The following is a 19,040-nucleotide window of genomic DNA, read 5'->3' as shown; positions in this document are numbered from 1 at the left end:
TCAGTGAGCGACAGCGGGCGTGAGCGTCTTGAGCTGCGCCTTCTCGAAGTACAGCTCGAAGAGTCGGCGGTGATCGCACCACGAGATGTCGTGATCGACAGGCAGAATGGCCTCGGGCTTGTGCACCAGGCGCATCAGCTGATCGATGTTGTCGGCCAGCATCGTCTCGGCGAATCGAGGCGAAATTCGAGAACTGACGCGCTCTTTGAATTCGTCCCAGCTCACCAGGTCGAGTCCGAGCAGCTCGGCGTAGAGGTCGTGTCCGTAGCCGGTGGGGTTGCTCGGCAGTAGCCGTGTCAGAGGATGACTGCGCAGCGCATTGCCGGCCATGACGTCGCACATCACGTCCACCGGAACGTAGTTCATTCCCGGGCCGTCCCAGATGGCACCGGCGGCGATGGCCAGTTCGATGATGCGCCAGAAGCTGTACACCCGTCCGGGATCACGGCCGAGTTCGGTACTGCCGAGAATGTAGGGGGCCTCGCACAGGGTGACGGAGTAGGTGTCCGACATCGAGAGCCACCCGAGAAGCGTTGCGTTGACCCACTTCATCTGCGCGTAGCCGGAGTACCACCACGAATCCGGGCGGCGGAAATCCTCGGGCTTCTGGTAGAGGTGAGCGCCGATGCTGCCCACGTAGGTGAGGTGCTTGCGCGTGGAGGTGATGCTGAATTCGAGGATGCGCAGCACGCTGACGAACCAGTCGTCGCGCAGATCGGCATAACTCTCGGTGTAGTCGGTCGAGCTGGCACAGTTGAAGATCTGCCCCACTCCCGCTGCCAGATCGAAGTAGGCACCCTTGTCGAGACCGAAGCGGAATACCGTCGGGGTGCCTTCAACGATTCGAATCTTGTCGGTGTCCACCGCGATCTCGTACTGGTCGAACGTGCGCTGAAGACGCTCGAGAGCAGACTCCTCCTCGGTGGGGCGCACCATGGCGTATACGACCTCCACCGCCGCATCACGCGTCAGTCGGCCGATCAGATGGGCACCGAGAAAGCCGTTGGCACCGAACACCAGCGCGGTCTCGGTGACCGGGGGTGCCATCGCCGCTACCCGGCGGCGGGTTTCCTCGTCGATGTAAGGCCGCAGCGCAGTAGGATCACCGTTGCTCAGGGCAACGACGTCCGCGTACTTTCCGCCGAAGCGAAGCCCCGGGCATTCATTGGTGATCAGTGCGTCCACGTGCGGCCAGACCGGACGCAACGAACCGTCTCCGAACAGTGCTTCTACGTGCATTCGTGCTCCCCTGCAACGATCGGTGTCCCATGTCACTTCGGACCGGCAGAACGTAGCAATCCCGCGGGCTCGAGACTCGCTGACCAGAAAAGTCTGGTACGCCCCATAACGTCGCTCAACTTATGTTGAGAGGGTTCCCAACAAAACACAGGACGACGCTCGTTTTGTTGGAGCTGATGACGACCGATCGGTGTTCCTCAGGACAAATGGGGTCGTTCGAGGGTCTAATCGACTGTCATGACTGCCGTGCAGCCCCACCCCCTCCTGCAACCCGTACGCGATCCCAGCGGCGGTGACGCGGCAGCGGCGTGGGCGGAAATAGTGCGCGAGCAACCGCGCTTTCCGAAGGTCTCGATCTCGGCGAACGTTCGCATCCCGATGAGCGACGGCACGGCGCTGCGTGCGTACGTCATCCGCCCCGCGGACGCCGCGGGTCAGGCGGTGGAGGGCAGTTTTCCCACCGTCCTGAACCTCACGCCCTACAACAAACTGCTGATCAAGGGAATCGACACGATCCTCGAGACGCCTGTTCTCGGCCGTTCCATCAGAGCCTTCTCGGCCGCATTCGATCTCACCGGAACGAGATTCGACGGCATCACCGAAATCACCCGAGTGGTTGCAGGCGGGGCGGCCGATCTGCTCTCGGTCAACCGCCACCTGGTGCGCAGCGGGTACGTGCAGATGATCGTCGACGTCCGCGGCACCGGTAGTTCCTCGGGCACCTGGGACGTGCTGGGCACCAGGGAACAACTCGACTCGCTCGAGGTGATCGAGTGGGCCCGACGCCAGTATTGGTGCAACGGCAGGGTGGGAATGGCCGGGATCTCGTACTCCGCGATCAATGCCCTGCAGGCCGCGGCCAAGCAACCCGCCGGGCTCGACGCGATCTTCGCCGTCGAGGGCTCGGTGGACATCGTGCGTGAAATCTTCGCCACCGGAGGGGCCACCTCGGCGTTCATCCCGCTGTGGCTCGCCGCCGTCAACGGGTTGAAATGGGCACCGGCCATCGGCGGAGTCGATACGTTCACCTGGCTCCGCGATCGCGCTCGATCCCCCGCCACCAATCTGTTCGATCTGGCCAAAGGCTTTGTCACAGGCCGGGATCCGCGAATCTACGACAACGAGTACTACGACGCCATCGACGCCGTCATCGAGGACATCTCGGTACCGACCTTCCTGTACGGCTGCTGGCACGACATCTTCGGTGGATCCGCTCCCGACATCTACAACCGGCTCCCACTCGAACGTGGATCGAAGCAATTGCTCGTCGGCGACGGGTACCACGGCAACCCCGGCATCGGGTTCGGCGAGCCCGGATTTCCACCGCGCCTCGATGTGCTCGAGCGAGCCTGGTTCGACAAGTGGCTGCGCGACGTCGACAACGGGATCGAGAACTACGGTCCCGTCACGCTGCGTCAGCAGGGCGGCAATTGGACTGCGCACGGGCGCTTTCCGGCTCCGCAGGCGCAGCCCCGGAGGCTGTACCTGTCGGCTGCGCCCTCGGGCACCGCAGCCCATGCCGTCGCCGACGGCAGCCTCACCGCCGCACCGGCCACAGCCCGCGACGTCCTGACGGTGCGGCCCTCGTTGCGGGCCGTCGTCTCGCGTGACACCACGCAGGTGCTCGCCGGCGTGACGGCCGTGTTGGGTGGTGGATTCACCTACGACAACCGATTCGCCGAAGGTGCCGCCGTCACCTTCACCACCGGTCCGGCCGAGTCGGACGCCGTCGTGTCCGGTCCGATGAACCTGCATCTACGCGTGGTCTGCCACGCGCGGGAAGCGTTGTGGGCCATCATGATCTGTGACGTCGCTCCGGACGGGACTTCGACGGTGCTCAGCAACGGCGCACTTCTCGCCTCGCGCCGGGCCGTGGACGACGAGCGTTCGCTGTTCGCCCCGAACGGCGACTACACCCGGCCGTACCACCCGCTCACCGAGGCGGCGCTACTTCCGGTGCCCGTCGGTGAAGCCATAGTTCTCGACATCGACATCCTCACCACCGAGGCCGTCATCGCGACGCGGCACCGACTGCGAGTCGACGTATTCGCCACCGACACACCACGGTTCATCCCGATCCTGCCGGACCTACTGCGTACGCGGCTGCGCAAACAGGACATCAGCATCGACCCGGAGAGTCCGAGCTACCTGGTGGTGCCGATACTCGGCGAGCCGGGCTGGTAGGAACGACATCATGAGAATCGAACAAGGCATCGCGCCGGCGAACTCCGTCGAGATCGCGTACGAGGACATGGGTTCCGTCGAGGATCCCGCGGTCCTGCTCATCATGGGCCTGTCCGCTCAATTGACGTTGTGGCCCATGGATTTCTGTACCCGCCTCGTCGATGCGGGATACCGAGTGATCCGGATCGACAACCGCGACATCGGACTGTCCACGAAGATGACCGGGCAGAAGGTGCGGGGATCCCAGATCCTTCGGATGATCCGACACGAGCTCGGGATGTCCTCGGACGTCCCGTACACGATCGTCGACATGGCCTCCGACGCCGTCGGAGTACTCGATCACCTCGGCATCGACACCGTGCACGTCGTCGGTGCGTCGATGGGCGGGATGATCACTCAGGTCTTCGCCGGTAGCTACCCCGAACGAACCGAATCGGTTGGCATTCTCTTCTCGAGCACCAACGAGCCGTTCCTGCCTCCGCCGGACCCACGCGCTCTGCTGCCCCTGCTCGGTGGCGTCGGGAAGGACGCCACGAAAGAACAGATCATCGCGCATTCGGCGAAGACGCTGTCCACCATCGGCTCTCCCGGATTCCGCACTCCACTCGAGGAGCAACTGGAGATCGCGCAGGTGATGTACGAGCGCAACTACAACCCGTCGGGCGTCGTACGTCAGATGGCTGCGATCACCGGCACCGGAAGTTTGCGGCCCTACGCGAAGAAGATCACCGCACCGACCACCGTCATCCACGGCACCGCCGACAGACTGGTCCGACCGTCCTGCGGCAAGGCCATCGCCCGCGCCGTCCCCGGTGCCGAACTGACGCTGATCGACGGCATGGCCCACGATCTACCGGCAGCGTTGCTCGACCGCATCAGCGGCATCATCCTGGCCAACTTCGCTCGCGCGAACGCGGCCTAGATCTTCGGCGAGACATACGACTAAGGCCGGCCTCCCACAGGGAGACCGGCCTTAGTTCGGAGCTGTCGAATTACGCGTTCGCGTCGTCCTCGAGGAGGTTGCGCGTACGGTTCGGATCGACCTGGACGCCGGGTCCGGTGGTGGTCGAAACGGTGACCTTCTTGACGTAACGACCCTTGGCCGACGACGGCTTCGCACGCAGGATCTCGTCCAGCGCTGCGCCGTAGTTCTCCACCAGCTTGGTCTCGTCGAACGAGGCCTTGCCGATGACGAAGTGCAGGTTGGCCTGCTTGTCGACGCGGAAGTTGATCTTGCCGCCCTTGATGTCGTTGACAGCCTTGGTCACGTCGTTGGTGACCGTGCCCGTCTTCGGGTTCGGCATCAGGCCACGCGGTCCGAGGACACGGGCGATGCGGCCGACCTTGGCCATCTGATCAGGGGTGGCGATCGCAGCGTCGAAGTCCAGGAATCCGCCCTGGATGCGCTCGATCAGATCTTCTGCTCCGACGACGTCGGCTCCTGCTGCCTCGGCCTCTGCGGCCTTCTCACCAGCGGCGAAAACAATAACCCGAGCGGTCTTGCCGGTGCCGTGGGGAAGGTTGACGGTGCCGCGCACCATCTGATCCGCCTTGCGGGGATCGACGCCGAGTCGCACTGCAACCTCGACGGTGGGGTCGAACTTGCTCGACGCGGTCTCCTTGGCCAGCTTTGCGGCTTCGAGAGGCGAGTAGAGGTTGTCCTGGTCGATCTTTGCGGCCTGCTCGAGGTAGGCCTTGCTGCGCTTTGCCATGTCTTGCTGTCCTTCGTTCGAGTTCAGTGTGGTTGACGAGCCTGGCCGGCTCTCCCACGTGTATTGCTGTTACTGCTGAGGGCTGAAAATCAGCCTTCGACCGTGATGCCCATCGAGCGAGCAGTGCCGGCGATGATCTTCGCGGCCTGATCGATGTCGTTGGCGTTGAGGTCTTCCTGCTTGGTCTTGGCGATCTCGCGCACCTGATCCATGGTCACCTTGGCGACCTTGGTCTTGTGCGGCTCGCCGGAACCCTTTGCCACGCCTGCAGCCTTGAGCAGCAGCTTGGCAGCGGGAGGAGTCTTGAGCTTGAAGTCGAACGTGCGGTCTTCGTAGACCGAGATCTCGACCGGCACGACGTTGCCGCGCTGCGACTCCGTCGCGGCGTTGTACGCCTTGCAGAACTCCATGATGTTGACGCCGTGCTGGCCCAATGCGGGGCCGACGGGCGGTGCCGGGTTGGCGGCACCGGCCTGGATCTGAAGCTTGATGATCCCGGCTAGCTTCTTCTTCTTCGGGGGCATTTCTTTTTCCTTGTATTCGCTCGGGTTTCTTGCGGTTGCTACTGCAAGTCTGTGCGCGCGGCTTCTAGATCTTGGAGACCTGGGTGAAGCCGAGCTCGACCGGGGTTTCACGGCCGAAGATCGATACCAACACCTTGAGCTTCTGCTGCTCTGCGTTGACCTCGCTGATGCTGGCGGGGAGGGTTGCGAACGGGCCGTCCATGACGGTGACCGACTCGCCGACCTCGAAGTCGACCTCGATGGTCGGCTTCGAGGTGGTGTCGCCACTCTGGTCGCTTGCGCCCGCGGTCGCTTTCGCGTCCTTCTTGGCGCCTTCCTGCGGCATGAGGAACTTGACGACCTCGTTGATGGTCAACGGTGACGGACGCGACGTCGCGCCGACGAATCCGGTGACGCCCGGGGTGTTGCGCACCGCGCCCCAGGACTCGTCGTTGAGTTCCATGCGGACCAGGATGTAGCCGGGCAGAACCTTACGGTTGACCTGCTTGCGCTGACCGTTCTTGATCTCGGTGACCTCTTCGGTGGGAACTTCCACCTGGAAGATGTAGTCGCCGACGTCGAGGTTCTGAACACGGGTCTCGAGGTTGGCCTTGACCTTGTTCTCGTATCCGGCGTACGAGTGGATGACGTACCAGTCGCCGGGAGCGCGGCGCAGAGCCGCCTTCATCTCGGCAACGGGATCCTCGGGTTCGGCAGTGACGTCGGCATCGGCCGCGTCGGCACCGTCGACGGCAACTTCCTCGCCGGTCGCTGCTGCCACATCGGCCTTGATTGCTTCGTCGGTCTCGCGGTCCTGAGCGGCCTGCTCCGCTTCGAGGCCCTGCTTGGTCGCCTCGACATCGGCGTCGAATGCGGCCACTTCGGTGGCGTCGTTGTGCGGCGTGCTCACGTCAGCACCCTTTCTCTAGTTTCCTGCTCGGTTCGATCGTCGAAAAGTCAGCCGTGTCGGTCAGCCGAACAGCCAGCCGACGCCCTTGAGGAACAACACGTCGAGACCGCTGATGTACGCGACCATGAACGCCAGGAAGACGAGCACGACGGTGGTGTACGTGACCATCTGCTTCTTGTTCGGCCAGATGACCTTGCGCAGCTCGGCAACGACCTCGCGGAAGAACTGCAGCAGCCGAAGAAAAACGTTGGGACGCTTGTCCGCCTTGGTCTTGCCCGAACGTCCCTTGCCGGACTTGGCTTTCGCCGGCGTGGTGGGAGCCTTCGTCATCGACACCGCGGCACTGCTGCGTGACCTGCTCGACGATCGTTTACCGGTGGGCACCACTGCATCTGCAGCGGTTTCACCGGCGGACGTATCAGCATCGGAGAGACGGCCCTCGGAGCCAGGTACGACGTCGTCTGGGGTCGAAGAGTCCTCGAACTCCCCCGATCGACCGTCGCGCTTACCGCGCTCCTCGCTCACGTCGTTCCTCTCAGTTGCTGACACCTTGGGCAGGGGCGACAGGACTTGAACCTGCAACCTACGGTTTTGGAGACCGTTGCTCTACCAATTGAGCTACGCCCCTTCGGCCGAAACTTCTCGGCCGCTCTGGTGTCCATCCGACTCACGCGAAGACCCACGCACCCTCAGGAAGAGGACGCGGGCAGCGCAGAGCGCCGGATTACCCCAGAAATCTCAGTGTACTGCACACCCTTCGGAACAGATAAATCCCGTCGTCCCGGCCACGAACTGCCTCAGCCGGATCGACATGCTCAGGCCAAACGTACCGTTGCGGTCGCTCGCCCGAAAATCTTCTTGCCCGCGGACTTCGCGACGATGGCAACGGTCGCAGTTCGCGCCTCGGCGTCCATCGATTTGATCTTGCCGGTGAACTCGACCTGCGCTGCGGAATCTGCCGAGACGTATACCGGGGTGGAGAAGCGCACGTTGTACTCGGTGACCGCACCCGGATCGCCGAGCCACGATGTGACGAAGCCTGCGCCGAGACCCATCGTGAGCATGCCGTGCGCGATCACGTTGTCCAGTCCGGCCATCTCGACTACTTCGTCGCTCCAGTGGATCGGGTTGGGATCGCCGGACACACCGGCATAGTTCACCAGGTCGCCGCGGGTCAGAGACACGATCCGCTCGGGCAGGTCGTCGCCGACCGAGACGTCGTCGAAGCTACGAAGCGCCATGCCTGATCACTTCCTTGACCGCGTGAGCGATGTTCTCGTCGATCTCGCCACCGGTACGAGCCACAATGGTCGTCCACGTGGTCTGCACGAGGTCGCCATTCTGGTCGGTGATGATGTTCTTGGTGGTCATGATGTCGCTGCCGCTCATCTGCCGGAACGACTCGAGATACACGTCGCAGAAGATCCGGTCACCGACCTGGAGCGGTCGATGGAATTCCAGCCGCTGATCGGTCTGCAGAATCTGGCTGGGGTCGTAACCGGTGATGACCTCTTGCAACATCCGGGTCTGCGACATGATGCCGAGCAGCGAAACGAAGGTCAAGGGCGCGAGGAGACCGTCGTAACCGAGGCCCTTCGCTGCGTCCTCGTCGTGGTGCGCGGGATGAGAATCTTGGACGGCACGCGCATACTCACGAATCTTCTCGCGGCCGACCTCGTAGAAGTCGTCGACGCGGAAATGAGAACCGACCATGGACGCCGCGTGTGCGGACGCATCCATGGTCGGGACGTCATGTGGAGCTTGTGACACGGTGGAGACCTTTTCTACCCTGGACGCAAGAGCCGTTAGGGGAAGAAAATGCGACCTAACGCCGGGCGCCGATTAGAGATCGGAACTGCGAACCAGCGAGCCGTGCAATCTAGCGAGATTCGCGGTGAGCCCGGTGCGTTCCGCAGTTGGAGCAGAACTTCTTCAGCTCGATACGGTCGGGATCGTTCCGACGGTTCTTCTTGGTGATGTAGTTGCGGTGCTTGCAAACCTCGCAGGCCAAGGTGATCTTGGGCCGCACATCGGTGGAGGAGGCCACTGGACGCCTACTTTCGGGTAAATCTGATCTGGGTCAATCAGGACTGTTCATGGGTGCTACTGGTCGTGCTTGCCTACTGTGTAGCGGTGACCGGACTTGAACCGGCGACGCAACGATTATGAGTCGTTTGCTCTACCAACTGAGCTACACCGCCTCAGGTGCTCATCGTCTACCATCCCACGTGAGGAACGCGACGTCGAGCAATCCAATCCAGCGAGCCCCCTAACGGAATCGAACCGTTGACCTTTTCCTTACCATGGAAACGCTCTACCGACTGAGCTAAGGGGGCGGGATCAGTTCACGTTGCCGTGCGCTGAAGCCTTCAAGAGGTTACACATTCCGAGCGCCCAGTACCAAATTGCGTGGTCAGCGACCCATCCCTGTCCTCTTCACATGGAAACCCCAGCGAGAGAAACACTCGCCGGGGTTCCAGGTGTGGCAGATGTAGGATTCGAACCTACGTAGGCATAAGCCGACGGATTTACAGTCCGCTCCCATTGGCCGCTCGGGCAATCTGCCGTGCTGCGATCGAAGCTCGTACTGCTCTTCGGCGCGGTGAGAAGAATACAACGAACGTCCCCCCGGAACGCAAACCGGGTGGATACGGTCGGTAGCGGGCCGATAAAGTCCCTGCAGGATGTGAGCCGACCCCCTCGCCACATCAAATATTTCGATTCGACTGGAGAGTGTGAGAAGTGGCTGATTCGTCCTTCGACGTAGTGAGCAAAGTCGACCGCCAGGAAGTGGACAACGCTCTGGGACAGGCCGCGAAGGAGCTGGCGACCCGCTTCGACTTTCGCGGATCCGACACCAGCATCGAATGGTCCGGCAGCGGCGAGTCCGAGACCATCGTCATCACGTCCGAATCCGAGGAGAAGGTCAAAGCTGCCCTGGACGTGTTCAAGGAGAAGCTGATTCGACGCGACGTCTCGCTCAAGGCCTTCGAGACCAACGATCCTGCCGCGTCGGGCAAGGTCTACAAGGTCACCGGCAAGCTCGTACAGGGCATCACCACCGAGAACGCCAAGAAGATCTCGAAGAAGATCCGCGACGACGGTCCCAAGGGCGTCAAAGCGCAGATCCAGGGCGACGAGCTGCGCGTGAGCAGCAAGAAGCGCGACGACCTGCAGGCCATCCAGCAGTTGCTCAAGAACGAGGATTTCGGAATCGCACTGCAGTTCGTCAACTACCGATAGAGCGGCTTCTCACCTGGGTCGTTCCGCAGGCTCCACTCCTGCGCCGCTCAATACGGCCGGTGGCCGGCCATCCGTTCGAGTCGCTCGATGCGGTCGGCCATCGGCGGGTGGGTGGCGAAGAGCGCACCCGCCTTGTCACCGATCCGGAACGGATTGGCGATCATCAGATGTGACTCCGCCGCCAGCCGCGGCTCGGGCGGCAGCGGCGCCAGCTGCACACCCTGCTCGAGCTTGCGGAGCGCCGACGCCAGCGCCAGCGGATCGCCGGTCAGCTCGGCGCCGGACTGGTCGGCCTGGTACTCACGCGAGCGAGAGACCGCCAGGCGAACCAGGCTGGCCGCAATGGGCCCCAGCATCGACACCAGCAGCAGCGCGAGCGGGTTCGCTCCCCCGTTGCCGCGTCCGCCGAAGACGTTGGCGAAGAAGGCCAGGTTCGCCAGACCCGAGATGACCGACGCCATCGCACCGGCAACCGACGAGATCAGGATGTCGCGGTTGTAGACGTGCGACAGCTCGTGGCCGAGCACCGCGCGTAGTTCCCGCTCGTCGAGGATCCGCAGAATGCCCTCGGTGCAGCACACGGCCGCGTTGCGCGGGTTTCGCCCGGTGGCGAAAGCGTTGGGATTGTTGGTCGGGCTCACGTACAACGCGGGCATCGGCTGATGAGCGGCCGTCGCCAACTCGCGCACGATCCGATACATCGCCGGCTGCTCGATCTCGGTCACCGGCACCGCATGCATCGACCGCAAGGCCATCTTCGCGCTGTTGAAATACGCATAGCCGTTGACGCCGACGGCCAAGACGATCGAGCCGACCAGAATGGTCGCGTTACCGAACAGCGATCCGATGAAGACGATGAGTGCAGACATTCCGACCAGCAGGCCGACAGTCTTCGCGCCGTTCGCATAACCGTTCATGTCCGAAGTGCCTCCTCGTACCGGGTGTTACTACCCGTTTCAACGAAAAGACCCCGAGCTGCGGTTCCCGGGCCTTGCCCAGGTCGTCAGCCCACGCGTTCGACGGTGTAGTTCACCAACCGGCCGAGTGCATCGTTGGCCGGCCCCTGCGGCAGCTGCGCGAGCTCTGCGTGGGCCCGAGCTGCGTATTCACCGAGCGTCTTCTTGGCCGAGACCATTCCCGGCGAGCGCTGCAACAGCTCGAGGGCCTCGGTGACCAAGGCGTCCTCGGTGACCGGGCCGGCCAGGATCTCGCGCAGCCGGTCGCCGTCCGCACCCTCCTCGCGCAGCGCGAAGAGCACCGGGAGAGTGTGTACGCCCTCCCTCAGATCGGTGCCGGGGGTCTTGCCGGACTGCTCGGTGGCCGAGGAGATGTCGATGATGTCGTCGGAGATCTGGAAGGCGGTGCCGACGGCGTCACCGAGGCGCTCGAGGCGTCCCACGTGCTCGGCGTCGCCGCCACTGAACGTTCCGCCGAAGCGTCCGCACGACGCGATCAGCGATCCGGTCTTCTCCCACACGACCTTCAGGTAGTGCGCGACGGGATCCTCGGTGCCCTTGGCTCCGATCGTCTCGCGCATCTGCCCGGTGACCAGCTCGGCGAAGGTCTCGGCGATGATGCGGACGGCGTCGGGACCGAGTGTGGACACCAGCCGCGACGCATGCGCGAACAGGTAGTCGCCCGCGAGAATCGCCACACTGTTGCCCCAGCGTGAGTTCGCGCTCTCCGCACCGCGGCGCATCGACGCCTCGTCCATGACATCGTCGTGATAGAGCGTCGCGAGATGAACCAGTTCGACGACCGTGGCGGCGGTGACGATCGCGGGGTCTGTCGGTGACGGTCCCAGCTGGCCGGTGAGCACCGTGAACAGGGGCCGGAATCGCTTTCCGCCGGCCTTGGCCAGGTGCAGCGCGGCCTCGGTCAGGAACTCTTCTCCATCGGAGAGTTCGCTGATCATCAGCTCTTCGACGCGTGCGAGGCCGTCGGCGACGGATCGCGCGAGCTCCGGGTCACCCAGGTCGACTCCGGCAACGACCGTTGCTACGGCAGCGTCGTCTGTACTCACGATGTTGGTCCCTGTCCTGTCGTCGACGTGCCGGCGGGAGCAGCTCAAGCGCCGCTGCTCGCCTTCTACCGTAGTGAACCTAGCGTGCACACCGGTGCGACGGTGTCACCGACCACAGGTGACGCTTCACTCACCCAGGTTGCCGGAAATGACTTCGAGGGTCGCGGCCATCGCCGCCGACGCCCTGTCGCCCAACGCGTCGGTCAGCGCCGCCATCAGTCCCTCCAGCAGGATCACGTGCGGAATCCGGCTGGTGACAGCAAGTTCGCGCTGGAAACTGAGATCTCGCATGCCCACCACCAAAGCGATGTCCGACGCGGCCGCAAGAGTCGAGCGAGCGAACGAGGTCACCGACACCACGGTTGCCCCTCGCTCCCCAGCAGCCTGTGCGGCCTTGGTCGAAGCGCTCGTCGCGCCCGATCCACTGATGATCAGGGCGACATCACGGTCGGTGAGAAGCCGAACGGCAACCTGCTGGGCGATGGAGTCGGTGGGAGCGTGCGAGCGCAGACCCAACGAGCGCATCCGGGCATCGGTATCGGCAGCCAGCGCAGCCGAAAGCCCGTTCCCGATGACCACGATGGACTCGGCACCGGCGAGGATGGACACGGCTCGCGTGACGTCCTCGGCAGTGAGCAGAGCCGTCATCGCCGCGATGGACTCACCGACGTGGGCGAACGTCTCCGTGACGATCGCAAAGGGACCGTCTGCCGAACGCTCCTGGGTGGGCAGCGCGCGCGCCGCGTCACGCGCGAGCAGCACCCGCAACTGCTGATAGCCGCCGAAGCCGAGACTCTGACAGGTGCGCACCACCGAGGCCCGCGATGCGCCTGCTGCATCGGCGACCTGCTGCGAGGACATCTCGACGATATCGGCGGGACGTTCGAGAAAGACTTCGGCGACGGCCCGCTCGGCCGGCAGCAACGACGGAATGATCGATCTGATGTGCGGGACGACTCCACCCGGCGCGAGATCCATGCTCATATCTTGCTCGTACCTTTTCTCTGCCGGCCCGATATGGTCGCTCCGCGGGCTGCGCTCCTGCTCCAGTGTCCGTCGATGATGCGGCGACGCACCCGCCCGGAGATCTGATCGATGATCACGGTGATGACCACAACGACGATCAGCAGCATGCCCACAGCACCCCACTGCCGGTACTGCACGTTGTCGACCAGCATGCTGCCGATACCGCCTGCACCGATCAAACCCAGGATGGCCGACGCACGAACATTGATCTCGAAGCGATAGAGCCAGAACGCGAACACCTCGGGGGCGACATCGGTCCACAGTCCCCACCGCACGATCTGCGCCGTCGAACCACCTGCGGCCCGAGCCGCTTCGATCGGCCCCTTCTCGGCACCTTCGATGGCCTCGTATCCCCATTTGCCGAGGGTGCCCACCGAGCCGATGGCAATGGCGAGGGCTCCGGTGAACGCGGTGAGCCCGGTGACCGAGAGGATGAGAATTGCGATGACCACCTCGGGCACCGCCCTGATGACCGCGAACACCACGCGCAGCGGCCACCGCAGCCAGAGCGGCCCGATGTTCGCGGCCGCGAGGAAGCTCAGCGGAAACGACACGACTATGCCGAGCACCGTTCCGAACCACGCCATCTGCACCGACTCGATGGTGGCCGAGACGGCCTTGCCCAGCGCGGAGACGTCCGGCGGGACGAACATCAGCCCCGCGTAGCGCACCAGGTTCTGAGGTAGCTCCAGCAGCCTGTCCCAGCGAATCTCGATGCCGTACAACGACAGTGCGAACAGTGCGACGATGCCGACCCACACCGCGGTGCGCAGGGGGTTGCGTGGTTTGCGCGGCCGAGCCGGGGTGACGCGGGTGGTGCGGTCGATGACGCTCATCCGACCAACTTTCGACGGGCCCAGGACGAGATCAGTTCCAGCGCCAGGACGATGACGAGAATCTCGAGGATGATGAGGCTGAGCTGGTGATACTTGTAGAAGGTACGGACGTTGTCGATGAGCATGCCGAGGCCACCTGCGCCGACGAGTCCGATGACCGCCGAGGCTCGGACGTTCAGCTCCAACGTGTAGAGAGTCTGCGAGACGAACGCCGGAAAGATCTGCGGCGCAACAGCACTGCGATCGGCCGCGATCCAGGTGCCTCCGGCAGCGAGGGCCGCTTCCTGCGGACCGCGATCGACGGAGTCGAGTGCCTCGGAGACGAGCTTGACGATGATGCCGACGTTGAACACGATCAGCGCCAGAATTCCCGACAACGCTCCGGTCCCGACCACCGCGACCAACACCGCCGCGTACAACAGATCAGGTACGGCGCGAACGACATTCATGATTCCGCGCACGACCGTCAGCAACGGTCGATTCGGGTTGGTGACATGTGAGGCCGCAAAACTGAGCGGAAAGGAGACGGCGGCACCGATGGCGGTCGCGATGACGGCCATCTGCAGCGTCTCGAGGATCGCGTCGACGGTTTCGGGGAAGAACCAGTAGTCGGGCTGCATCAGCTGCACAAGTTTGCCGGTCGCGTTGCCCCAGTTGTCGATGATGTCGCCGAGGTCGGCACCGACACCGATCCCGGCCCAGACCGTGATGACAGCGATAATGGCGAATGCCACAACGGTTTTCCATGCCGACCGCGGCTTGACCGGGCGACTTGCCAGCGGCGCACTCACAGTTCGGCCTTGGCTTCCAGCACGTCCTCGGCGGTCAGCGAGCGACCGTAGATACTCTCGAACACCGCTTCGTCGGCGTCCCGGCCATGGCCGTCGAACACGACCTTGCCGTCGCGCAGTCCGATCAACCTGTCGCCGTAGCGCCTGGCCAGATCGAGGAAGTGCAGGTTGACGACGACGGTGATGCCGAGCTCTGCGTTGATGCGCTGCAGATCCCGCATGACGACGTGCGAGGTCGGCGGATCGAGCGAGGCCACCGGTTCGTCCGCGAGGATCACCCGCGGCTGCTGCGCCAATGCTCGCGCGATGGCTACCCGTTGCTGCTGACCGCCGGAGAGCGACGACGCCTTCTGATAAGCCTTGCCGACGATCTCGACTCGTTCGAGCGCCTGCATTCCCAATTCGGTGTCTTCTGCGGACCACGCACCGAGCAGTGTTCGCCACATCGGCGAGCTGTGCAGCCGGCCCATCATCACGTTGTTCAACACGCTGGTGCGCTTGGCGAGGTTGAAGCCCTGGAAGATCATGCCGATGTCGCCGCGCAGATCTCGTAAACCTTTGTTGCTCAAGCTGTTCACAGCACGATCACCGACGGTCACGGTGCCGGAGGTGGCTGGAACGAGGCCGTTGATGGTGCGAATCAGCGTGGACTTTCCTGCGCCCGACAACCCGACGACGGCAACCATCTGGCCCGCTGGAATCTCCAGCGTCACGCCGTCGAGCGCGGTGTGGCCGCCCGCGTAGGTGACCGAGACGTCGTCGAATGCGATGCTGTCGCCGCTCATCCGAATCAGTTCCCCAGGCCGATGGAGTCCGCCTCGGTCTGCGCCTGCTGGAGCGCAGCGGGATCGGCCTTGTCGAGTCCGGTGATCTGGTAGATCGCCGTCAGAGCCTCGACGCCCTCGGGGGTGGACGCGTAATCCTCCATCGCGTCCGAGATGCGCTGCTGTAGATCAGGGCTGAGCGAACTGCTGATCGAGACACCGTCGTTGGGGATCTCGTTGGTCAGCGCGAAGACCACCAGATTCTTCGCCACATCAGGGGTGTCCTTCACGACGGTTTCGCGGGCGTCCCAGAACGACACACCCACCTCATCGTCGCCGTTGTTCACCGACAGCACCGCCGCCGGGTGCGAGGTGACCTGCGTCAGGTCGAGGTCGGTGGTGGAGTCGATGCCCACCGCCTTCAGCGCGGCGGAGGGGAAGACGAATCCGGCCGAGGACGCTGACTGCAGCATGACGGTCTTGGCATCCTTCATCTTGCTCAGCGAGTCGAGTCCTGCTGGGCCCGTGCCACCTTCGGTTCCGTTGCAGTACAGCAGGCCGTTGGCTCCCGTGACGGGTGCGTCGTCGCAGTACTTGTCGGGGTTGTTGGTGTAGAACTGCGCCGCGTACGTGGTCTTGCCCTTACGCACCGTCTGCAGAGCCGGCTCGGCACCGTACTTGTTGCAGGCCTGCACCATCTGCAGCGGTGGCAGCATGCCGATCTGCGCCTGGTTCGCACCGATGGCCTCCACCGCCGCCTGGTAGTCCTGAGTGATGACGCCGCGGACGGGGATGCCGAGGCGCTCGGTCAGTGCGTCCTGCAGTGGCTTGACGGTTTCGACGAGCTTGTCGGCATCCCCCGAGGGGACGAGTGCGAGCGTCAGCTCGGACGGGTCGGCAGCGTCTGCAGCGCTGGACCCGGTGCAGGGCGACGCAGCCGTGGACTCGGTGGTGGACTCGTCGCGGGCACCGCACCCGGCGAGCGAGGCAGTGAGCAGTCCGGTGGCAACCACCGCGAGCAAGGGCGTACGAATTCTCATGACTGTCCTTCATGGGTGAGTGCGAATGCTGCTGGTTCGGTGGACCATTCGAGGAGTTCGTCGTACATGGCCTGAAACGTCGAGGCGCAGAACGTCGCCTCCGGCCGAGGATGACCGTGACGGTCGATGTAGGCGGTGACGGCGCCGCGACGATGCGGCGCGTCGAGATCGTTGCGCCAGATGTCGCCGACGCTGGCCAGTAGATGCGGTGGCCGCGTGTCCAGTAGCGACTCCACCAGCTCGGGCATTTTCTCGGGCTTACCTGCATCGGTGAACACACGGTCCATGCGCCCGGTCAGACCGAGACGCTCGAGGGTTTCCATCACGCCGCGCTGTGGGGCATTGGTAGCCAGCACGACCTCGGCGGACACACGGCCGAGGAATGCCGCGAGCCCGGCGGGAGCCCACACCTCGAGCTCGCCCGCCGCCAGGCGTTCGCGGGAGTGCGCGTACGCCGCGGCAAGGGTGGCAGCATCGACGCCCATCGACAGGTGCTGGACGGCGGAGTAGCCGTCGAGGTACTCCCCCGCACCGGTCTCGAGGAAAGCCGTCAACCCGGCGCGCAGTGTTTCGGCAGAGGCCGTGTCGAGGCCGTCGGCGACAGCGTCTGCGTACGCCCGCACGGGGTCGTCGCCGAGGCAGACGGTGCCGTCGAAGTCGAGTAGGAGGATCGGTCGGTGCACGAGAGAGACGCTAGACCCGTCATGAACGATCCGTCCATCGATTCTGAATCTATGAAACAAGCGTTCACACGGCGTTAACCGGAGGCCCTCGACGCACCCGATCGCGTAAATCCGGATACTGGAGTACGTGAGCACTCCCCAGCCGGCCCCACCCACCTCGACCGATGTTCTGGTCGTGGGCGCGGGCCCTGCAGGATCGTCCGCGGCGGCATGGGCAGCACGATCTGGCCGCGACGTCGTCCTCGTCGACGCAGCCGTCTTTCCTCGGGACAAGACCTGCGGCGACGGCCTGACGCCTCGCGCCGTCGCCGAACTCGATCAGCTCGGCCTGGGCGAATGGGTGCGCGGCAAGGCACGCAATCGCGGTCTGCGGTTGAGCGGATTCGGCCAGGAACTGCAGCTCGAGTGGCCGAGCAAATCCCTGCCCACTGTCGGAAGTGCCGTTCCCCGAACCGAATTGGACGATCGAATTCGCGCGGTTGCCGTCGAATCCGGGGCGGTCATGGCCGAGGGGTCGAAGGCCGTTGCCGTCACCCGAGAGGGAAACTCCGTCCGGTCGGTGACGTTGCAGACCGCCACCGGCACCCACGAGATCTCCTGCCGCACACTGATCGTTGCCGACGGCGTCCGCTCCACCCTGGGCAAGCAACTCGGGCGGCAGTGGCATCGGGACACCGCCTTCGGCGTCGCGGCTCGCGCGTACATCACCTCGGGACGCAGCGACGACGAGTGGATCAGCTCGCACCTCGAATTACGTGATGCCGCAGGCACTCTGCAGCCCGGCTACGGCTGGGTCTTCCCGCTGAACGACGGGAACATCAACATCGGCGTCGGCACCCTGGCCACGGCCAAGAAACCGGCACCCGGCGCGTTGCGCCCACTGCTCGACCTCTACACCCAGCAGCGGCGTCCGGAATGGGCGTTGACAGGCGAACTGCGTGCGGTGGCGTCGGCGCTGCTCCCGATGGGCGGCGCTGTCTCCGGTGTCGCGGGCACCAACTGGGCCATCATCGGCGACGCCGCAGCGTGCGTGAACCCACTCAACGGCGAGGGCATCGACTACGGACTCGAGGGCGGCCGCATGGTGATCGACCTGCTCGATCACCCCGACCTCACCGACGCCTGGCCGACCCTGCTGCGCGAGCACTACGGACAGGCGTTCTCCATTGCGCGACGCCTCGCCGGTCTGTTGACCGTGCCGAGATTCCTGCCCGCAGCGGGACCGGTGGGCATGCGCTCGCGGGCCCTGATGAAAGTTGCCGTCCGCTGCATGGGCAACCTCATCACCGAGGCCGACAGTGACCTCGTCGCCCGCACCTGGCGGGCATCGGGAACCGGGTCACTGAAAATCGACTCCCGGCCGCCATTTTCGTGAACCGCTCTACGGTCGAGTTGCCTTGTGCAGCGCCACGATTCCACCGGTGAGGTTGCGCCACTGCACATCCGTCCAGCCGGCATCGGCGATGCGCTGCGCCAACTGTTCCTGCGTGGGCCAGGCACGGATGGACTCGGCCAGGTAGACGTAGGCATCGGGGTTACTGCTCACTGCACGAGCGACTTTCGGAAGCGCCTTCATCAGGTACTCCATGTACACGGTGCGGAACGGGCCGAACACCGGGGTGGAGAACTCCGACACCACAAGGCGTCCACCGGGTTTGGTGACCCGGGCGATCTCGCGCAGTCCGGCGTCGAAGTCCGAGACATTGCGGAGGCCGAACGAGATGGTGGCCGCATCGAAGCTGGCGTCGGCGTAGGGCAGCGCCATCGCGTCACCCGCTACCATCGGAACGCCGCGTTGCAATCCCGCCTGCAACATGCCCTTGGAGAAGTCGGTGGCCACGCACCACGCTCCACTGCGGCCGAGCTCGACGGTCGAGACCCCGGTACCTGCTGCAAGGTCGAGTACCCGCTCTCCGGGTTCGAGAGCCAACGCTCGACGCGTCAGCTTGCGCCAACTGCGGTCCTGCCCGAACGACAGAACCGTGTTGGTGATGTCGTATCGACGGGCGACGCCGTCGAACATCGACGCCACCTCGTGGGGCTCTTTTGCCAGGGTTGCGCGTGATGTCTGGGCCACGAGGTCCAG

21 protein-coding genes and 4 tRNA genes are annotated in these 19,040 nt (G+C 64.2%); 4 read left to right on the top strand and 21 right to left on the bottom strand.

The annotated features are described in order from the left end of the window. Positions 1-1,239 (bottom strand): SDR family oxidoreductase, encoded by a 1,239-nt coding sequence (locus CH294_RS15550; RefSeq protein WP_037153672.1) that lies wholly within the window; start codon positions 1,237-1,239, stop codon positions 1-3. A gap of 237 nt (positions 1,240-1,476) precedes the next feature. Here CH294_RS15550 and CH294_RS15545 point away from each other — a divergent pair, with 237 nt between their 5' ends. Together CH294_RS15545 and CH294_RS15540 are read left to right on the top strand one after the other, a co-directional pair. Next, on the top strand, positions 1,477-3,423 hold the full coding sequence (locus tag CH294_RS15545) for a CocE/NonD family hydrolase (protein ID WP_094609529.1): 1,947 nt from the start codon (positions 1,477-1,479) through the stop codon (positions 3,421-3,423). Positions 3,424-3,433: 10 nt separating this feature from the next. After that, a complete protein-coding gene (locus CH294_RS15540) occupies positions 3,434-4,345 on the top strand; it encodes an alpha/beta fold hydrolase (protein WP_032380448.1) in 912 nt (303 codons plus the stop codon). Positions 4,346-4,415: 70 nt separating this feature from the next. On the opposite strand, the gene rplA is transcribed toward CH294_RS15540, so the two are convergent. The 11 genes from rplA to CH294_RS15485 form a co-directional block, all read right to left on the bottom strand. After that, complete coding sequence (gene rplA / locus CH294_RS15535; protein ID WP_027498276.1) at positions 4,416-5,135, bottom strand: 50S ribosomal protein L1; 720 nt, start codon at positions 5,133-5,135, stop codon at positions 4,416-4,418. A gap of 89 nt (positions 5,136-5,224) precedes the next feature. Then, on the bottom strand, positions 5,225-5,659 hold the full coding sequence (gene rplK, locus CH294_RS15530) for a 50S ribosomal protein L11 (protein WP_008713829.1): 435 nt from the start codon (positions 5,657-5,659) through the stop codon (positions 5,225-5,227). A 64-nt stretch (positions 5,660-5,723) separates the two neighbouring features. Then, positions 5,724-6,548, bottom strand: a complete 825-nt coding sequence (gene nusG, locus CH294_RS15525) for a transcription termination/antitermination protein NusG (protein WP_032401923.1) — start codon at positions 6,546-6,548, stop codon at positions 5,724-5,726. A 60-nt stretch (positions 6,549-6,608) separates the two neighbouring features. After that, positions 6,609-7,073 carry a preprotein translocase subunit SecE gene (gene secE / locus CH294_RS15520; protein ID WP_032402115.1) on the bottom strand — a complete coding sequence of 155 codons (465 nt, stop codon included), beginning with the start codon at positions 7,071-7,073 and terminating at the stop codon, positions 6,609-6,611. Between the two features lie 30 nt (positions 7,074-7,103). Beyond that, a tRNA-Trp gene (locus tag CH294_RS15515) sits at positions 7,104-7,176 on the bottom strand. Between the two features lie 187 nt (positions 7,177-7,363). Beyond that, on the bottom strand, positions 7,364-7,789 hold the full coding sequence (hadB, locus tag CH294_RS15510) for a (3R)-hydroxyacyl-ACP dehydratase subunit HadB (RefSeq protein ID WP_094738449.1): 426 nt from the start codon (positions 7,787-7,789) through the stop codon (positions 7,364-7,366). Then, positions 7,776-8,288, bottom strand: a complete 513-nt coding sequence (gene hadA, locus CH294_RS15505; protein ID WP_052058666.1) for a (3R)-hydroxyacyl-ACP dehydratase subunit HadA — start codon at positions 8,286-8,288, stop codon at positions 7,776-7,778. Before hadA ends, hadB begins: the two co-directional genes overlap by 14 nt. Before the next feature lie 139 nt (positions 8,289-8,427). After that, positions 8,428-8,595, bottom strand: coding sequence for a 50S ribosomal protein L33 (rpmG, locus tag CH294_RS15500; protein WP_027498281.1), 168 nt, complete (start codon positions 8,593-8,595; stop codon positions 8,428-8,430). A gap of 81 nt (positions 8,596-8,676) precedes the next feature. Next, positions 8,677-8,749, bottom strand: a tRNA-Met gene (locus CH294_RS15495). 62 nt (positions 8,750-8,811) lie between these two features. Then, positions 8,812-8,884 (bottom strand) — tRNA-Thr (locus CH294_RS15490). A gap of 147 nt (positions 8,885-9,031) precedes the next feature. After that, positions 9,032-9,114: transfer RNA gene (locus tag CH294_RS15485), tRNA-Tyr, on the bottom strand. 176 nt (positions 9,115-9,290) lie between these two features. Here CH294_RS15485 and CH294_RS15480 point away from each other — a divergent pair. Further along, a complete protein-coding gene (locus CH294_RS15480; protein WP_032401922.1) occupies positions 9,291-9,791 on the top strand; it encodes a YajQ family cyclic di-GMP-binding protein in 501 nt (166 codons plus the stop codon). Between the two features lie 47 nt (positions 9,792-9,838). Here CH294_RS15480 and htpX read toward each other — a convergent pair whose 3' ends face one another. The 8 genes from htpX to CH294_RS15440 form a co-directional block, all read right to left on the bottom strand. Continuing rightward, positions 9,839-10,708 carry a zinc metalloprotease HtpX gene (gene htpX, locus CH294_RS15475; RefSeq protein ID WP_094738448.1) on the bottom strand — a complete coding sequence of 290 codons (870 nt, stop codon included), beginning with the start codon at positions 10,706-10,708 and terminating at the stop codon, positions 9,839-9,841. An 86-nt stretch (positions 10,709-10,794) separates the two neighbouring features. After that, positions 10,795-11,814: a polyprenyl synthetase family protein gene (locus tag CH294_RS15470; RefSeq protein ID WP_032380443.1), complete on the bottom strand. Its 1,020-nt coding sequence runs from the start codon at positions 11,812-11,814 to the stop codon at positions 10,795-10,797. A gap of 126 nt (positions 11,815-11,940) precedes the next feature. Continuing rightward, the gene (locus CH294_RS15465) at positions 11,941-12,798 is read right to left on the bottom strand and encodes a MurR/RpiR family transcriptional regulator (protein ID WP_094738447.1); all 858 of its coding nucleotides are present in this window, start codon (positions 12,796-12,798) and stop codon (positions 11,941-11,943) included. Continuing rightward, positions 12,795-13,676, bottom strand: a complete 882-nt coding sequence (phnE, locus tag CH294_RS15460) for a phosphonate ABC transporter, permease protein PhnE (RefSeq protein WP_094738446.1) — start codon at positions 13,674-13,676, stop codon at positions 12,795-12,797. Before phnE (CH294_RS15460) ends, CH294_RS15465 begins: the two co-directional genes overlap by 4 nt. Next, positions 13,673-14,410: a phosphonate ABC transporter, permease protein PhnE gene (gene phnE / locus CH294_RS15455; protein ID WP_212709805.1), complete on the bottom strand. Its 738-nt coding sequence runs from the start codon at positions 14,408-14,410 to the stop codon at positions 13,673-13,675. The genes phnE (CH294_RS15460) and phnE (CH294_RS15455) overlap by 4 nt, the downstream gene beginning before the upstream one ends. Positions 14,411-14,463: 53 nt before the next feature. Further along, a complete protein-coding gene (phnC, locus tag CH294_RS15450; protein WP_052058668.1) occupies positions 14,464-15,252 on the bottom strand; it encodes a phosphonate ABC transporter ATP-binding protein in 789 nt (262 codons plus the stop codon). A gap of 5 nt (positions 15,253-15,257) precedes the next feature. Then, positions 15,258-16,271, bottom strand: a complete 1,014-nt coding sequence (gene phnD / locus CH294_RS15445; protein ID WP_094738445.1) for a phosphate/phosphite/phosphonate ABC transporter substrate-binding protein — start codon at positions 16,269-16,271, stop codon at positions 15,258-15,260. Beyond that, a complete protein-coding gene (locus CH294_RS15440; protein ID WP_094738444.1) occupies positions 16,268-16,954 on the bottom strand; it encodes a hypothetical protein in 687 nt (228 codons plus the stop codon). The genes phnD and CH294_RS15440 overlap by 4 nt, the downstream gene beginning before the upstream one ends. A 127-nt stretch (positions 16,955-17,081) precedes the next feature. Here CH294_RS15440 and CH294_RS15435 point away from each other — a divergent pair, with 127 nt between their 5' ends. Then, positions 17,082-18,329: a geranylgeranyl reductase family protein gene (locus CH294_RS15435; protein WP_094738443.1), complete on the top strand. Its 1,248-nt coding sequence runs from the start codon at positions 17,082-17,084 to the stop codon at positions 18,327-18,329. Positions 18,330-18,335: 6 nt separating this feature from the next. Here CH294_RS15435 and CH294_RS15430 read toward each other — a convergent pair whose 3' ends face one another. Further along, positions 18,336-19,031 (bottom strand): demethylmenaquinone methyltransferase, encoded by a 696-nt coding sequence (locus tag CH294_RS15430; protein WP_052058671.1) that lies wholly within the window; start codon positions 19,029-19,031, stop codon positions 18,336-18,338. Positions 19,032-19,040: the final 9 nt, after the last annotated feature.

Source organism: Rhodococcus sp. 14-2483-1-1, assembly GCF_002259335.1.
Classification (GTDB): Bacteria; Actinomycetota; Actinomycetes; order Mycobacteriales; family Mycobacteriaceae; genus Rhodococcoides.
Note: the sequence above shows the minus strand (reverse complement) of the source record. Positions and strands in the feature narration are given on the sequence as shown.

Excerpts from the sequence above, each read along its gene's own strand:
- rplA (WP_027498276.1), bottom strand. The coding sequence starts at position 5,135 with ATGGCAAAGCGCAGCAAGGCCTACCTCGAGCAGGCCGCAAAGATCGAC.
- CH294_RS15550 (WP_037153672.1), bottom strand. The coding sequence starts at position 1,239 with ATGCACGTAGAAGCACTGTTCGGAGACGGTTCGTTGCGTCCGGTCTGG.
- phnE (WP_094738446.1), bottom strand. The coding sequence starts at position 13,676 with ATGAGCGTCATCGACCGCACCACCCGCGTCACCCCGGCTCGGCCGCGC.
- CH294_RS15465 (WP_094738447.1), bottom strand. The coding sequence starts at position 12,798 with ATGAGCATGGATCTCGCGCCGGGTGGAGTCGTCCCGCACATCAGATCG.
- CH294_RS15540 (WP_032380448.1), top strand. The coding sequence starts at position 3,434 with ATGAGAATCGAACAAGGCATCGCGCCGGCGAACTCCGTCGAGATCGCG.
- phnD (WP_094738445.1), bottom strand. The coding sequence starts at position 16,271 with ATGAGAATTCGTACGCCCTTGCTCGCGGTGGTTGCCACCGGACTGCTC.
- hadB (WP_094738449.1), bottom strand. The coding sequence starts at position 7,789 with ATGGCGCTTCGTAGCTTCGACGACGTCTCGGTCGGCGACGACCTGCCC.
- hadA (WP_052058666.1), bottom strand. The coding sequence starts at position 8,288 with ATGGATGCGTCCGCACACGCGGCGTCCATGGTCGGTTCTCATTTCCGC.
- htpX (WP_094738448.1), bottom strand. The coding sequence starts at position 10,708 with ATGAACGGTTATGCGAACGGCGCGAAGACTGTCGGCCTGCTGGTCGGA.
- CH294_RS15545 (WP_094609529.1), top strand. The coding sequence starts at position 1,477 with ATGACTGCCGTGCAGCCCCACCCCCTCCTGCAACCCGTACGCGATCCC.
- phnC (WP_052058668.1), bottom strand. The coding sequence starts at position 15,252 with ATGAGCGGCGACAGCATCGCATTCGACGACGTCTCGGTCACCTACGCG.
- rplK (WP_008713829.1), bottom strand. The coding sequence starts at position 5,659 with ATGCCCCCGAAGAAGAAGAAGCTAGCCGGGATCATCAAGCTTCAGATC.